12 protein-coding genes are annotated in these 14,999 nt (G+C 51.3%); 6 read left to right on the forward strand and 6 right to left on the reverse strand.

Going from position 1 to position 14,999, the window contains the following annotated elements:
• Nucleotides 1–96: 96 nt before the first annotated feature.
• From rsfS to ACO0LC_RS02815, 5 genes are all read right to left on the reverse strand, one after another.
• Nucleotides 97–840: a ribosome silencing factor gene (gene rsfS, locus ACO0LC_RS02795; RefSeq protein WP_423000413.1), complete on the reverse strand. Its 744-nt coding sequence runs from the start codon at nucleotides 838–840 to the stop codon at nucleotides 97–99.
• Between the two features lie 4 nt (nucleotides 841–844).
• The gene (gene nadD, locus ACO0LC_RS02800; RefSeq protein WP_423000415.1) at nucleotides 845–1,519 is read right to left on the reverse strand and encodes a nicotinate (nicotinamide) nucleotide adenylyltransferase; all 675 of its coding nucleotides are present in this window, start codon (nucleotides 1,517–1,519) and stop codon (nucleotides 845–847) included.
• Complete coding sequence (gene hemF / locus ACO0LC_RS02805; protein WP_423000417.1) at nucleotides 1,510–2,409, reverse strand: oxygen-dependent coproporphyrinogen oxidase; 900 nt, start codon at nucleotides 2,407–2,409, stop codon at nucleotides 1,510–1,512. The genes nadD and hemF overlap by 10 nt, the downstream gene beginning before the upstream one ends.
• 116 nt (nucleotides 2,410–2,525) lie before the next feature.
• Entirely contained in the window at nucleotides 2,526–3,800 is a 1,275-nt protein-coding gene (gene purD / locus ACO0LC_RS02810; protein WP_423000419.1) for a phosphoribosylamine--glycine ligase, read from the reverse strand.
• Between the two features lies 1 nt (nucleotide 3,801).
• Nucleotides 3,802–4,527 (reverse strand): YebC/PmpR family DNA-binding transcriptional regulator, encoded by a 726-nt coding sequence (locus ACO0LC_RS02815; RefSeq protein WP_423000422.1) that lies wholly within the window; start codon nucleotides 4,525–4,527, stop codon nucleotides 3,802–3,804.
• A gap of 130 nt (nucleotides 4,528–4,657) precedes the next feature.
• Here ACO0LC_RS02815 and ACO0LC_RS02820 point away from each other — a divergent pair, with 130 nt between their 5' ends.
• From ACO0LC_RS02820 to ACO0LC_RS02840, 5 genes are all read left to right on the forward strand, one after another.
• The gene (locus ACO0LC_RS02820; RefSeq protein ID WP_423000426.1) at nucleotides 4,658–6,268 is read left to right on the forward strand and encodes a helicase HerA-like C-terminal domain-containing protein; all 1,611 of its coding nucleotides are present in this window, start codon (nucleotides 4,658–4,660) and stop codon (nucleotides 6,266–6,268) included.
• Between the two features lie 465 nt (nucleotides 6,269–6,733).
• Complete coding sequence (locus tag ACO0LC_RS02825) at nucleotides 6,734–7,645, forward strand: DMT family transporter (protein ID WP_423000428.1); 912 nt, start codon at nucleotides 6,734–6,736, stop codon at nucleotides 7,643–7,645.
• Nucleotides 7,646–7,692: 47 nt separating this feature from the next.
• Complete coding sequence (locus tag ACO0LC_RS02830) at nucleotides 7,693–8,667, forward strand: quinone oxidoreductase family protein (protein WP_423000430.1); 975 nt, start codon at nucleotides 7,693–7,695, stop codon at nucleotides 8,665–8,667.
• A gap of 11 nt (nucleotides 8,668–8,678) precedes the next feature.
• Nucleotides 8,679–8,825: a hypothetical protein gene (locus ACO0LC_RS02835; protein WP_423000432.1), complete on the forward strand. Its 147-nt coding sequence runs from the start codon at nucleotides 8,679–8,681 to the stop codon at nucleotides 8,823–8,825.
• 169 nt (nucleotides 8,826–8,994) lie between these two features.
• Nucleotides 8,995–11,256, forward strand: coding sequence for a DUF1631 family protein (locus ACO0LC_RS02840; RefSeq protein ID WP_423000434.1), 2,262 nt, complete (start codon nucleotides 8,995–8,997; stop codon nucleotides 11,254–11,256).
• A 60-nt stretch (nucleotides 11,257–11,316) separates the two neighbouring features.
• Here the strand turns inward: ACO0LC_RS02840 and ACO0LC_RS02845 are convergent, their stop codons facing one another.
• Nucleotides 11,317–11,952 carry a DUF4136 domain-containing protein gene (locus ACO0LC_RS02845; RefSeq protein WP_423000436.1) on the reverse strand — a complete coding sequence of 212 codons (636 nt, stop codon included), beginning with the start codon at nucleotides 11,950–11,952 and terminating at the stop codon, nucleotides 11,317–11,319.
• Nucleotides 11,953–12,310: 358 nt separating this feature from the next.
• On the opposite strand from ACO0LC_RS02845, the gene pepN reads away from it, so the two are divergent.
• Nucleotides 12,311–14,989, forward strand: a complete 2,679-nt coding sequence (pepN, locus tag ACO0LC_RS02850) for an aminopeptidase N (RefSeq protein ID WP_423000438.1) — start codon at nucleotides 12,311–12,313, stop codon at nucleotides 14,987–14,989.
• The last annotated feature ends 10 nt before the right edge of the window (nucleotides 14,990–14,999 follow it).

A 14,999-nucleotide genomic window follows, 5' to 3' on the forward strand; every position in this document is an offset into this window, starting at 1 on the left:
TTATTCTGCTTGCTGCAAATAGGGTCTTGGAACTGCGTATTGCTTAAACAAATGGCTGCACGAGGCAGCCATTTGGATTCAAAACGAGACAGAGAATTATTCCTCTGTCGCTTTCTTACGTGCCGGAGCGCGTTTAGCTGGCGCTGCGGCAGCATTGGCAGTGCGTTTTTCTGCGGCTTGCTTGGCAGAAGCAACGGCAGTTTTAGTCGCTGCCACTTTGACGCGGCCACCGGTTGGTATCTTGGCAGGTTTGGCAGCAGCAGTGCCATCAGCAGCTTTGCGGGCGGCCGGTTTGCGTGCTGGCTTGCCTTCAGCATCGCCAGTAGTTTTAGTGACACGTGGTTTGCGTGCTGGTTTCTTTTCATCGTCCAGCGTGGTCTGGATAGCCATCATGTCATGCGTGACTTCCAGCGGAGCAGCTTTGCCAGCCACTTTGCGGACGCGCTTAGGCTTGTCGCTGTCTTCTTCAGTCTCGACCTTTTTAGCCGAAGTACGCTTGGCCGCGCCGAATTTGACAGGCTTGTCGCCCCACAGCTCTTCCAGGCGGTAGTAAGCGCGGATGGCTGGTTGCATGATGTGGACGACGATATCACCCAGATCGACCAGTACCCATTCGCCAGTCGCTTCACCTTCCATACTGACGATAGTGCCGCCGTTTTCCTTGACTTTGTCGCGTACGGACGCTGCCAAAGCTTTGGTTTGACGGTTGGATGTACCAGAGGCGATACAAACGCGGTCAAACAGGCTGGTCAGGTGAGTGGTTTCAAATAATTGTATGTCTTGTGCCTTGACGTCTTCCAGAGCGTCAATGACCAGAGTTTGCAGTTTTTTAATATCCATATTTTTATTGGTAGATAGTTTGTTGTTGTAGGTAGTCTAGCACCTTGTGCGGGACTAGCAATCTTGTTGTCGGGTTATGCTGTTTTAATTCAGTACGTAGTTGGGTCGCAGATACATCTTGCGCCAGATTTCTCTCCAGATAAGTGCCACCGGCTGGCCGTGTGCGCATTTCCAGGGCGCTGATGGCATTTTTCTTCCAGATGTCAGCAATGTCGGGGCTGCTGATATCGAGGCTGAAACCCGGGCGTGATGCAGCACATAAATGCGCTACCTCAAGCAAGGCCTGCCAATTGCGCCAGGTGTGCAAATTTTGCAACTGATCTGCACCCATGGCAAATACCAGTGATGCCTCGTCGCCAACTTCTCTGCGTAGCTGGTGCAAGGTATCGATGGTGTAATTACTTTTACCCTGATCTGCGCGGATGATTTCTTGCTCATCTATCCTGACAGGGCAGAGTTGCCAGTCTTCAAAGGCCAGCTTCAGCATGGCCAGTCTTTGTGTCGCGGTGGCTTGCAACTCATTCTTTTGCCATTGCTGGCCTACGGGAATGATACGCAATTCATCCGGCTGCAATACCGTTGCCAGACTATGAGCAAGGGCGACGTGCCCCAGATGCACAGGGTCAAAGCTGCCACCCAGTACCAGGATACAAGGTGGTGTCGCAGTGTCTATACCCATTCCCGGTGTACCAGAAAGTCTGTGGCCAGTACTGCTTCCTGGCTGCCTGCCTCCGGCTTCCAGTCATAACGCCATTTGACGACGGGGGGCATGGACATCAGTATGGATTCTGTCCTGCCGCCAGACTGCAGGCCAAAATGCGTGCCACGGTCAAATACCAGGTTGAATTCTACATAGCGGCCACGGCGATACGCCTGGAAATCACGTTCACGCTCGCCATATTCCTGGTCTTTGCGACGTTCCAGGATAGGGCGATAAGCCGGAATAAAGGCATCGCCGACGCTACGCATCATGGCAAAACTGCTGGCAAAATCCTGCTCATTGAAGTCATCAAAGAAGATGCCACCTACGCCACGTGCTTCTTTACGGTGTTTCAGGTAAAAATACTCGTCACACCATTTCTTGAAGCGGGCATGCAAGTCTGCGCCATAAGGCTGGACGGCTATTTTACAGGTTTGGTGAAAATGCACCGCATCTTCAATAAAACCGTAATAAGGCGTCAAGTCCATGCCGCCACCAAACCACCAGACATCTTCCTGGCCTTCAGCGCGGGTGGTGAAAAAGCGTACATTCATGTGCACGGTAGGTGCATAGGGGTTGCGCGGATGCAGGACCAGCGAGACACCCATGGCTTCCCATTGACGGCCAGCCAGCTCAGGGCGGCTGGCAGCAGCAGACGGTGGCAGGTTTTTACCCATGACATGCGAGAAATTCACGCCGCCACGTTCAAAGACCTTGCCTTCTTCTATTACGCGCGAGATACCTCCGCCGCCTTCCGGGCGTTCCCAGCTATCCGTAATAAAAGTGTGGCCATCAACTTCTTCCAGAGCCGCGACTATACCAGCCTGCAAGCCCAGGAAGTAATTTTTAACCGCGAGTGTGTCTGTCATTCTGCTATCTACTCTAAAAAGCGCAAGGGGCTGGACTAGTCTTTGGACTATTCTCAACCCGCTTTAAAAGATCGGTGGCGTATATCGAAATATACGCCAGACTTGGACCTAAGGATTTAGTGTTTGCGGTTCAGCGCACGCCAGCCTATGTCACGGCGGTATTGCATGCCATCGAAATGGATTTTTTCCACCACGTCATAAGCATGTTTTTGCGCCAGCTTGACGGTGTCACCCAGGCCAACCACGCATAAGACACGGCCACCAGTCACATTCAAAGTTTTTTCATTTAAAGATGTACCGGCATGGAAGGTCACAGTTTCTGCTGTTTCTGCAGGGATGCCAGTGATTTTGTCACCTTTGCGTGGCGTATCAGGGTAGCCAGCAGCTGCCATGACGATACCCATGGCAGTGCGCCTGTCCCATTCTAGCTCTACTGTGTCCAGTGTGCCATTGACCGCATGTTCAACGACATGCAGGAAATCTGTCTTCAGGCGTGCCATGATAGGCTGGGTTTCCGGGTCGCCCATGCGGCAATTGAATTCCAGGGTTTTTGGATTGCCCTGGTCATCGATCATCAGGCCGGCATACAAAAAGCCGGTAAATACGATGCCATCCTTGGCCATGCCCTGCACGGTAGGCACAATGATTTCGCGCATCACGCGGGCATGTAGTTGTGGCGTCACGATAGGGGCAGGGGAGTAGGCACCCATGCCGCCAGTATTGGGGCCCTCGTCATTGTCGAGCAGGCGCTTGTGGTCCTGGCTGGTCGCCAGTGCCAGAATGTTCTTGCCATCCACCATGACGATGAAACTGGCTTCTTCGCCTGCCAAAAATTCTTCGATGACCACGCGCGCGCCAGCATCACCCAGCTTATTGTCAGACAACATCATGTCGACTGCTGCATGCGCTTCTTCAACGGTCATGGCAACCACCACGCCTTTGCCTGCCGCCAGGCCATCAGCCTTGATGACGATAGGTGCGCCCTTGGCATTGATATAGTCATGCGCAGGGGCCAGTTCAGAAAAAGTCTGGTATTCAGCCGTAGGAATAGCATGCCTGTGCATGAAAGCCTTGGCGAAATCCTTGGAGCTTTCCAGTTGTGCGGCTTCTTTGGTCGGGCCAAAGATTTTCAGGCCACGGTCGCGGAAGATATTGACGATGCCAGCAGCCAGCGGCACTTCAGGGCCGACTACGGTAATGCCTATATTTTCTTGCTCGGCAAAGTCTGCCAACGCTGCCGGGTCTGTGATGTTGATGTTTTTCAGACGGCTGTCAGCAGCCGTACCACCATTGCCGGGGGCGACAAAAATAGTTTGTACGCGTTCAGATTGTGCGAGTTTCCAGGCGAGAGCATGTTCACGGCCACCAGAGCCGACTACGAGTAATTTCATCTTAATCTTCTATGATGGCGTTGGTGAATACTTCTTGTACATCGTCGAGGTTTTCCAGGGCATCCAGCAGCTTTTGCATCTTGATGCCTTCGTCACCGGCAAATACAGTCTCAGTATTTGGTTTCATGACGACTTCAGCGACTTCTGCCTTGAAACCGGCTTTTTCCAGGCTGGCACGCAGATCAGACAGGCTGAATGGTGCGCAGATGACCTCTATGCCGCCTTCATCGTCGGTGACGACATCGTCAGCACCGGCTTCCAGGGCAGCTTCCATCAGGGCATCTTCATTCGTGCCTGGGGCAAAGAGCATCTGGCCGCAATGCTGGAACAAAAAGGCCACCGAGCCTTCAGTACCCATATTGCCACCGTATTTGCTGAAGGCATGGCGCACTTCTGCCACGGTACGCACGCGGTTGTCGGTCATGCAGTCAACCACGATGGCGGCACCGCCTATGCCATAACCTTCATAGCGCACCTCTTCGTAATTTGCACCTTCCAGTGTGCCCGCGCCGCGCTGTATCGCGCGCGTGACGTTTTCTTTTGGCATATTGGCGTCAGCCGCCTTGTCTACTGCCAGACGCAGGCGGGGATTGGAATCGACATCCTCACCACCCATGCGTGCTGCAACCGTGATCTCCTTGATCAGACGCGTCCATATCTTGCCGCGCTTGGCATCGGTTGCTGCTTTTTTATGCTTGATATTGGCCCATTTACTATGTCCTGCCATGATCGCTCTTTCCTGAATTGACAATAGCTCACCCTGAGGGCGGCAATTTTGCCTGGCTTGGTTTTATAATGAAGACCAGTATTTTACCATAGTGGCACCGACCGACTTCCCCAAATCACCCTCCAAAACTATGTCAAAACCTTTGTTGATCGCTAAAAACACCGAATTCGACTTGAATTTACTGTCAGATTGGGCCAATCGCCATGGTTGTATCACTGGTGCTACGGGTACTGGCAAGACCGTCACCTTGCAAACCCTGGCTCAGGCATTTTCTGGAATTGGCGTGCCAGTCTTCATGGCAGACGTCAAAGGTGATCTGTCTGGCATGGCCAAAGCTGGTAGCGCCACCAGCAAGATGCAGCAAAGATTGCAAGCCTTGCAACTGGATGAGCCCAAGTGGCAGGCTTGCCCTGTGACATTCTGGGACGTGTTTGGCAAGCAGGGTCACCCGGTGCGTGCCACGGTATCCGACCTCGGGCCCTTGCTGCTGGGCCGTATGCTGAACTTGAATGAAACACAAGGAGGCGTCTTGCAGCTGGCTTTCAAGATCGCTGACGACCATGGCTTGCTGCTATTAGATACCAAGGATTTGCGTGCCATGCTGCAATACCTGGCCGAGAATGCCTCTGAATTCCAGACCGAATACGGCAATATCTCTGCCGCGAGTGTCGGCGCTATCCAGCGCTCACTGCTGACAATCTCGGAGCAGGGCGGCGAGCAATTCTTTGGCGAACCCATGCTGAACCTGGATGACATGATGCAGACTGATGGCGATGGCCGTGGTTTTGTGAATATCCTGGCGGCAGATCAATTGCTGCAGTCACCACGCCTGTATTCCACCTTTTTGCTATGGATGCTGTCCGAGTTGTATGAGCATTTGCCTGAAGTGGGTGATGTCGATCAGCCCAAGATGGTGTTTTTCTTTGATGAGGCCCATCTGCTGTTTGATGAAGCGCCCAAGGTCTTGCTGCAAAAGATAGAGCAGGTGGTGCGACTGATACGTTCGAAAGGTGTCGGCGTGTACTTCGTCACACAAAATCCGCTAGATATCCCAGATACTGTACTAGGGCAACTCGGCAATCGTGTCCAGCATGCCTTGCGTGCCTATACGCCCCGAGATCAAAAGGCAGTCCAGGCTGCGGCAGAAACCTTCCGACCCAATCCCAAGCTGGATACGGCGGCGGTGATTGCCGAGCTGGGTGTCGGTGAAGCACTGATTTCCTTCCTGGACGATAAAGGTAGGCCCAACATCGTGCAACGTGCCCTGATCGTGCCGCCTTCATCGCAAATAGGTGCGATAACGGCAGATGAACGTCAGCAAGTCATACAAACTTCCATCGTTGCTGGTGTCTATGAAAAACATGTAGACCGTGAATCTGCTTATGAAAAGCTGACAGGGAGGGTGGCTGCGCGAGCCGCGACTACATCAGAGCTTGATAACAGGCCTGCCAACAGGAATGAATCAGCAGCAGATGCCAATGGCTGGGGACATGCCCCCTCTGTTTCCGCCAAGCAAGTTGCCAGTTCCGAACCTGCGACGCCGTCTGTACAGCAACAGGAGAGTGGTGGTGGCGTGGGCGATACACTGAAGAGTGTATTTGGCAATTTACTAGGCGGTGGTGGTTTGCGACGCAAGGATAATGTGGTCGAGACCATGATCAAGTCCACAGTCAGGACCATGGGCTCTACGGTAGGGCGCGAAATCATTCGCGGCGTGCTTGGTTCCATTCTGAAAAAATAAAGGCTGTCGCAGCAACAGCCCAATAGCCTTAGCACACGATGTTGGGGACAGATTTATACTTGATCCTGGCTATTGCTGTTGGCCAGACGCCTGAAAATGCTGTTCAGGGAACTATCATTTTGCTTTGGAGACACTTTTTTGGTCTGCCTTTGTGGTAACTCAGTCTGGGTACGTGTCGGGCGGAGTACCGGTTGGTCTGCATATTGTGAGCGTGGCGTGTACATTTGCTATTCTCCTGCGATGTGGTTCATGCAAAGAAGTGTAATCAAAGATGCATGACTTAATGGTTACGCAAAGTCAAATTTGGCAACTAAATGTAATATTTCCTGTCAGGGATTGTTAAATATTTTCCAAGTGGAAAATAAAATGCTTCCATGAAGCTAATTGAAGTGTGAAGTCGCAAATTTGAGCGATGTAACAGTTAACGCTATCGCTGGTCTTATTTAGTTCCTTATTTAGATACTTATGCAAACTGATCCATCAAGTGTTCTTGCCCGGCGTCATTATTTAACAGGGCTGGCAATTGCCCTGACAGGGGCAATCCTGTTTTCTACCAAAGCCATCGTCGCTAAACTGATTTATCGCTATCACGTTGACGCAGTAACCCTGATCTGTTTTCGTATGGCATTTTCACTGCCGATTTTCGCTGCAATTGCTATCTGGCAAATGCACAAGGCTGGCAGTCTGAGCAAGGCAGATCGCTGGCGTCTGGTAGGTTTGGGGCTGGTAGGTTATTACCTCTCATCTTTTCTGGATTTTTTGGGGCTGCAATATATCAGTGCCGGTCTTGAGCGCCTGATCCTGTTCCTGACACCTTCCTTCGTCCTGTTGATATCCGCTTTCTTTTTGAAGCGTGCTGTCAGCTTGATCGAATGGGCAGCATTATTAGTGTCTTACCTGGGTATAGTCCTGGTGTTTTTTCATGACCTCAAGCTGGGTGGTGACTATGTCATGCTGGGGTCTGCACTGGTGCTGGGGGCGGCGATTTCGTATGCCATCTATTTAATACAGTCGGGTCAACTGGTGCAAAGGCTGGGTTCTTTGCGTCTGGTCTCGTATGCAATGTGCGTTTCCAGTGCTGCCTGCATAGGGCAATTTTTTATTTTGCGTCCCGCCAGCATGTTGGTGCAACCGCTTGCTGTATATTCACTTTCCATGGTGAATGCCATCATGTGTACGGTATTGCCCGTGTTCCTGACCATGATCGCAGTCAAGCGCATAGGCGCAGCCACTGCTTCACAGGCAGGCATGATAGGCCCGGTCTCGACTTTGTTTCTGGGTGCCTATTTCTTGGGGGAACCTATCACCAGCTGGCAAATGGCAGGCACGGCATTGGTCATGGGTGGCATGTATTTGCTGTCTGTGAAAAAGACTTAAGTTGGAAACAGCTTCATGTAATCACTCAGCTCACTTAGGGGATATAAATGGTCAAGGCAATTCGCATGCAGCAGACGGGTGGCCCGGAAGTCATGGAATATGTGGATGTGGAACTGGCAGCGCCGGGCGCTGGTGAAGTCATGGTTCGCCACAAGGCTTGCGGCTTGAATTTCATCGATGTGTATTTCCGTACGGGGCTCTATCCACAAAGCTTGCCTGGTGGCTTGGGCATGGAAGCCGCCGGCGTCGTTGAAGCAGTTGGACCTGGCGTCAAGTATGTGCAAGTTGGCGACAGGGTTGCCTATGCTGGCCGGCCTACAGGAGCCTATGCCGAGGCGCGCATCATGCCCGCAGACAATCTCGTGCGCCTGCCTGACAGTATAGATTTTGAGACAGCGGCAGCCATGATGCTGCAAGGCCTGACCGTGCAATATCTGTTTCACCGGACTTTCCCCTTGCAGGGAGGTGAGACAATATTGTTTCATGCCGCTGCTGGTGGAGTTGGCCTGATTGCCTGTCAATGGGCGCGTGCCATAGGCGTCACCATGATAGGTACGGTGGGCTCGGATGAGAAGGGCGAGCTGGCCAAAGCCCATGGCTGCGCCCATGTCATCAACTATAACAAGGAGGATTTTGTCCAGCGTGTTCGTGAAATTACAGATGGAAAAGGGGTGCCGGTCGTTTATGACTCCATAGGTAAAGATACTTTCTTCCCTTCCCTGGATTGCCTGGCTCCTTTGGGTATGATGGTCAGCTTTGGCAATGCATCTGGCCCGGCTCCTGCGTTCAGCCTGGGAGAACTCGCCTCGCGCGGGTCATTATTCATTACCCGTCCCAGTTTGATGAGTTATACGGCCAGGCGTGATGATCTGGAGCAAATGGCTGCTCACTTATTTTCCATGGTAGAGAGCGGCAAAGTTAAAATAGATATACGCCAACGCTATCCTTTAAGTAATGTTGCGCAAGCACACCGCGAGTTGGAAGCCCGAAAAACAACTGGTTCCAGTATATTGATTCCCTGAAGCAAGAAAATATGACACAAGTAACACCACCATCAAAAAAAGCCGAAGAGCAAGAAAATGGCAGTCCCAAGTTTGGACGCTTGCTGATTGTTCTTATTTTTGCAGTCATGCTCATCGTTGCCATTACACTAGGCTCCGAGGCTTACTATACTAATTAAGCAGACTAGAACACGATTGAGCGCTATTTTGCAGCTTTGTTGTTTTGCGGCACTGTAGATATGGATGCTGGCATTGCGTAAGCTTGCTTGGCTTGGCAAAATGCAAGTTTTTAGTTGTAGCTTCACGATCTGAGTTTTGTTAATAATTTAACTATAATAAAAAAGAGCGATGGATACCATTCCACTAAATAATGCCAAGACGAGTGAATTTTCCAGCTCTAGCCGTTTGCTGATACTGCAAAGTCTGGTGCCTATCGCCACTAACCTGGTTTCTTCGCAAATTGAGGCATTTGCTGGCCGCCTGACTGAGGCCCTGTTCAAGCTGTCCGATCAAACTGTCAGGCCAGAAGAGGTAGCCAGCAGTTTTGCTGCCTACCAGCAATTAAAACGCAATGGCACGACCTTTTACCGCCTGGTTGCCGGGCAAGTGAATGCTGCTCTTGCCAAAGAAGTCAGCGTCGTCAATACCCGCAAACGTGCCAGAACAGATGAGGGCAAGCAGGATTTCTCCCTGGTCAGTTTCGAAGAAATGGAAAGCAAGGTACTCAGCCGCAACTTGAGTCAGTCACTGGAAGTCAATAATGCCGAGCAACTGGTGGCCCTGAATGTGCGTATAGGCCATGTGTTGCGTCGCACCCCCATCAGTGTTTCGCAAAATCCCTTCCGTCCTGAGTTATTTGTCAAAGCGGTTCACCAGGCCTGGATGGAGCTGGAACCCAATCCAGAAACCCATCACCTGATATTGCGGTTGTTGCAGCCCGAGATATTCCTGCAGTTGGGTGCAATTTATCGGGAGTTGAATCTGGCTTTGGTTGAGCGCGGTATCTTGCCTGAACTGAATGACGGTTATCGTAACAAACAGAAAAAGAATATGATCTCTGGCTCTGAAGATATTAGCGACCGCGATCCCTATCTGGAAAACAAGCTGCGCAATATTTTCTCAGGCAATGCTCCACCCGGCTCATTTGGCAATACTGTGACTGGCGGTGGCGGTGGCGGTGGCGGTGGCGGTGGCGGTGGCGGTGGCGGTGGCGGTGGATCGCCTTCCATGGACGGTGGCATACCTTTTACCGGCGGGCAGGATGCCGGTGGTGACAATGGTTTTGGCTCAGGCCAGGGCGGTGGCGGGCATGGCGGCAACGCTCCTGACATGGTGACCATAGACAGGCAGTTTTTTGATTACCTGACCAGCGTACAAAGAGATTTCAATGCCAATCCCATGCCCATGGATACGGCACATTTGCGGCAGTTGTCGCAGCAACCCAATGCTGGCGGCCTGACGCACATAGATCAAAGCACCATAGAATTGCTGGCGCGTATCTTTGACTATGTCTTCAATGATAAAAGCATACCGGCGGATATAAAAAACCTCATCAGCCAGTTACAGATACCCACCTTGAAAGTCGCTTTGCTGGACAAAGATTTCTTTTTCAAGGAAAGCCATCCAGCGCGGGTGTTGATCGATACCCTGGCAAAATCCAGTGTCTTGCTCAATAGCGACACTACGGCAGAAGACCCGCTCTATCAAATGATAGAAGGCATAGTTGAGCGAGTGCAGCAGGATTTTGATCAGCAGATAGAATTATTCTCTGATGTTGTTGCTGACCTTGAAGCTTTTCTAAAGGAAGAAGAGCAGCAGACCGAAGTTGCCATCAGTGAGCCAGTCGCTGCTGCGCTCAAGCAGGAAAAAATGCGCCTGGCACGCGAGTTTGCAGAAAACGACGTCGCCATACGGGTAGAAACTGGTGAAGTCGCAGGCTTTCTGGAAACTTTCCTCAAGGAACAATGGATCAGGATCTTGACGATATCGCATAACGTCAAGGAAGAAAAACCCAACGCCCTGGAAAATGCCCTGAGGACGATGGATGACCTGATCTGGAGCCTGAAACCCAAGAATAGTGCAGAAGAACGCAAGGAACTGGTCAGCAAGCTGCCTGCCATGCTGTCGCTGCTGAATGCCTGGCTCAATGCAATTAAATGGGATGAGCCTGAGCGCGTCATCTTCTTTTCCAAACTCGCCGAGCGGCATGCTGCCATTGCTCGTGCGCCACTGGAATTCTCACCGCGTCGCCAACTGGAAATTGCCGTTAATATTGCCCAGCGTGCCAGTGAAAAGCGCCTGAACCGTCATGTGCAAGATCAGATAGAACAACCTGTCGATGAATGGGCACGGGTCATAGAATCCATGGAGCGTGGTATCTGGGTCGATTTCACGCGGCAAAATGGCGTGACCACCCGCTTCAAACTGGCCTGGGTCAGCCCCAAGCGTACCCGCTATATCTTCACCAACCGCCAGGGACATGATGCCTTCTCGGTCTCCAGTGAAGAATTGATCACCCAGTTCCGCGAAGGCAGGGCCATACAAATCGTCGCAGAATCGGTGGTCGACCGTGCGCTGGTAGAGGCGCTACGCGATCCTCCTGCTGCATGAACACAATGACAGGCACTAAGTCCTGTCATTGTGCATGTGTCAGCTTGTTTTATTGCCAGCCTAATTATTGACGGTCAACTCCACTTTGCTGGTGCTGCCATTCTTGCCTGGAAAATCTTTTAGTGCGCTATCTATCAGATAAGGAATGTAAAGCGAAATTTCCGGGTTCAATTGCTCAGAGCTGGCCTTGATGTCAGCCAATTTTTTATTGCCATTCATTTCCGTGATACGGATTTGCAACTGATGTAGATAGGTGCTGCGCATGCTGATATCCATCCAGCCTCTGGGGTAGCCAGGCCAGCCCCAGTAAGGTGGGTAGTAAATATAATGGCGGCGATAAATGCCACGGCTGAAATGCAGGCCCCAATACGGGTCATAGATGCCGGGTTGCCAGAATGGGGAATACTGGATTTCCCTGAGTGTCGTGGCGTACTGCAATTCGACTTTCAAGCTTGGCGTTGTGCCCGCAGTAACTTCCTTGAATCCCAGGTTTTGCAAGCGGCTGCGCAGCAAGTCTTCATATAATTTATGCTCGGGATTGTTTTCCTGACCAGGCGCACGTTCAAAAATATACGATTTATCCTGGGTACTGCCAGGCCACTCATGGAATACGCTGACCTGGCTACTGAATGTAGTCGCGCAACCGCTCAAGATCAGGCTGCAAGCCAGGGCGAAAAAGAGGCTTAATTTTTTCATGTTCTACTCCTTGGTGCTGATGTGTGTCATTCCTCCATAATATGCCCGATTGGCTAATATTGTTGCTCTTACTGTAACGTGTTGTAACGATTTTGTGACTGTCTGTGTATCTGTATAGCTGGGGGATCAATTGCGAAATATCGACGGAGCCAATGATAGTCTAAAGATATTCCTTGATTTGCTGCGCCTGACCAGGAATTGTGAGTATAAAATCCACAATTTAACCAAACTTTCTGCACTAATTGCTGTCTATTCAGACTACTTTTATCCCTGTAGTGACACAGCTTGGTAAAATGGCGGTCTTTGCAGGGTTCATAAGACTTTGTCATTCAACTTATTTCCGCGAGATATTCCATCCATGCGTAACGATACTGCCAGCAAGCCAGAGACAATTTTCCGTAAAGATTATATAGCCCCAGGATTTTGGGTAGACACAGTAGAGATGGGTTTCGACCTTGATCTGCAAGCCACCCATGTAGCCACCCGCATGACCATGCGCCGCAATCATGAGAGCAGCGAGAAAGACCTGGTCTTGTTTGGCGAGTCCCTGAAATTGCTGCAATTGCGCATGAATGGCGTGAACCTGAAAAAATCTGCCTACAAGATAGAAGGCGAAACCCTGCGCATCGCCAATGCACCGGACGAAGTCACGCTGGAAATCGAAACCCTGATCAATCCGCTCAAGAATACCTCCTTGTCTGGTCTGTATGCATCCAACGGTAACTTCATTACCCAGTGCGAAGCAGAAGGATTCCGCAAGATCACCTGGTTCCCGGACCGCCCTGATGTAATGGCGAAATACACTGTCATGCTGCGTGCCGACAAGAAAAAATTCCCTGTGCTGCTCAGCAATGGCAATCTGATAGAAGAGGGTGATTTGGGGGATGGCCGTCATTTCGCCAAGTGGGAAGACCCGTTCAAAAAGCCTTCTTACCTGTTCGCCCTGGTGGCTGGCAAGCTGGTCTGTCAGGAAGAAAATTACGAACTCAAGTCTGGGCGCAAAGCCTTGCTGCAAGTCTGGGTAGAAGACGGTAATCTGGATAAGACCCAGCATGCCATGGATTCTCTCAAAAACAGCATACGCTGGGATGAAGAACGTTTTGGCCTGGAACTGGACCTTGACCGCTTCATGATCGTTGCCACTGGCGACTTCAATATGGGCGCGATGGAAAACAAGGGTTTGAATATTTTCAATACCAAGTTCGTGCTGGCGAATCCTAGCATTGCGACTGACGTTGACTATGCAGGCATAGAATCCGTCGTTGGTCACGAATACTTCCATAACTGGACAGGTAACCGCGTCACTTGCCGCGACTGGTTCCAGCTGTCGCTGAAAGAAGGTTTGACGGTTTTCCGTGACCAGGAATTTTCTGCGGACCTGGTAGGCACAGCCACTGGCCGTGCTGTCAAACGCATAGAGGATGTACGCCTGCTGCGCCAGGTGCAGTTCTCTGAAGATGCAGGCCCTATGGCCCATCCTGTACGTCCTGATTCTTTTGTAGAAATCAATAATTTCTACACTGTCACGATTTATGAAAAAGGGTCAGAAGTCGTGCGCATGTATTACACCTTGCTGGGTCATGATGGCTTCCGCAAAGGCATGGATCTGTACTTCGAGCGTCATGATGGCCAGGCGGTTGAATGTGATGACTTCCGCGCTGCCATGGCAGATTCCAGTGGCCGTGACCTGACACAGTTTGAACGCTGGTACAGCCAGGCAGGTACGCCGCGCGTGAAGGTGGAAGCGACTTACGATGCAGAAGCACAGACTTATTCCATCACCCTGAGCCAGTCTTGCCCGGCTACACCAGGCCAGGCAGAAAAACTGCCTTTCCACATCCCGGTTGCCATGGGCTTGCTGGGTGCAGATGGCAAAGATATTCCCTTGCATAGCACTGCTTACGAAGCACAGGCTGGCGCGACCAGCCTGGTGCTGGAATTGACAGGAGCCAGCCAGACCTTTGTATTTACTGGTGTTTCCAGCAAACCAGTGCCTTCGCTGTTGCGCAATTTCTCCGCGCCAGTCGTGCTGGAAATCGACTATAGCGATGAAGAGCTGGGCCTCTTGCTGGCCAATGACAGTGACCCATTCAATCGCTGGGAAGCTGGTCAGCGTCTGGCTACCCGTCGCCTCGTCAAACTGACGACTGCAGTACAGCAAGGCGAAGAGCTGAGTCTGGACAGCATGTTCATCGAAGCCCTGCGCGCTACCCTGAATGATGCCAGCCTTGACCCAGCCTTCCGTGAACTGGTGCTGACGCTGCCATCCGAAGCCATGATTGCTGAAGAATTCAAGGTGGTTGACCCACAAGCCATCCATACAGCACGCCAGTTTGCCCGCGCCACCATCACAGAACATCTGCGCGCTGATTTGCTGAGTGCTTATGAAGGCCATCTGACACCAGGTAAATACAGCCCGGATGCACAATCCATGGCTAAACGTGGTTTGAAAAACCTGGCACTGTCTTATTTGCTTGAGTGGTCGGATGAATCCACTTTTGATCTGGCTAAAACCCAGTTCGATGAAGCAGAAAACATGACAGACCGTCTGGCTGCGCTGACCGCACTGAGCAATTTCAGTGGCAATGACAAGCAAGTCAAATCGGCAGCCAAGTCCTTGAAAGCATTCTATAAAGACTTCAAGAAAGAAGCCCTGGTCATCGACAAATGGTTCATGTTGCAGGCAACTGCACGCACTACGGATGTCGTCAAGGTCCGTGAGTTGATGACGCATCCAGCATTTACATTGAGCAATCCTAACCGTGCGCGCAGTTTGACTTTTGCTTTCTGTAATGCCAATCCATCCCGCTTCCATGCTGTTGACGGCAGTGGTTATGCCCTGTGGGCTGAACTGGTGATTGCGCTCAACAAGCTCAATCCACAAGTCGCAGCACGTCTGGCACGCAGTATGGACCGCTGGAAAAAATATCCAGAAAGCCTGCAAGCGCATATGAAGGCAGCACTGCAAAAAGTGGCAGATACCAAGAAGCTGTCGAAAGACGTGCTGGAAGTCGTCAGCAAAGCTTTAGCGTCTTGAGCGACTTATT

The sequence above is a fragment of the Undibacterium sp. JH2W genome, from assembly GCF_049340425.1.
Taxonomy (GTDB): Bacteria; Pseudomonadota; Gammaproteobacteria; order Burkholderiales; family Burkholderiaceae_D; genus Undibacterium.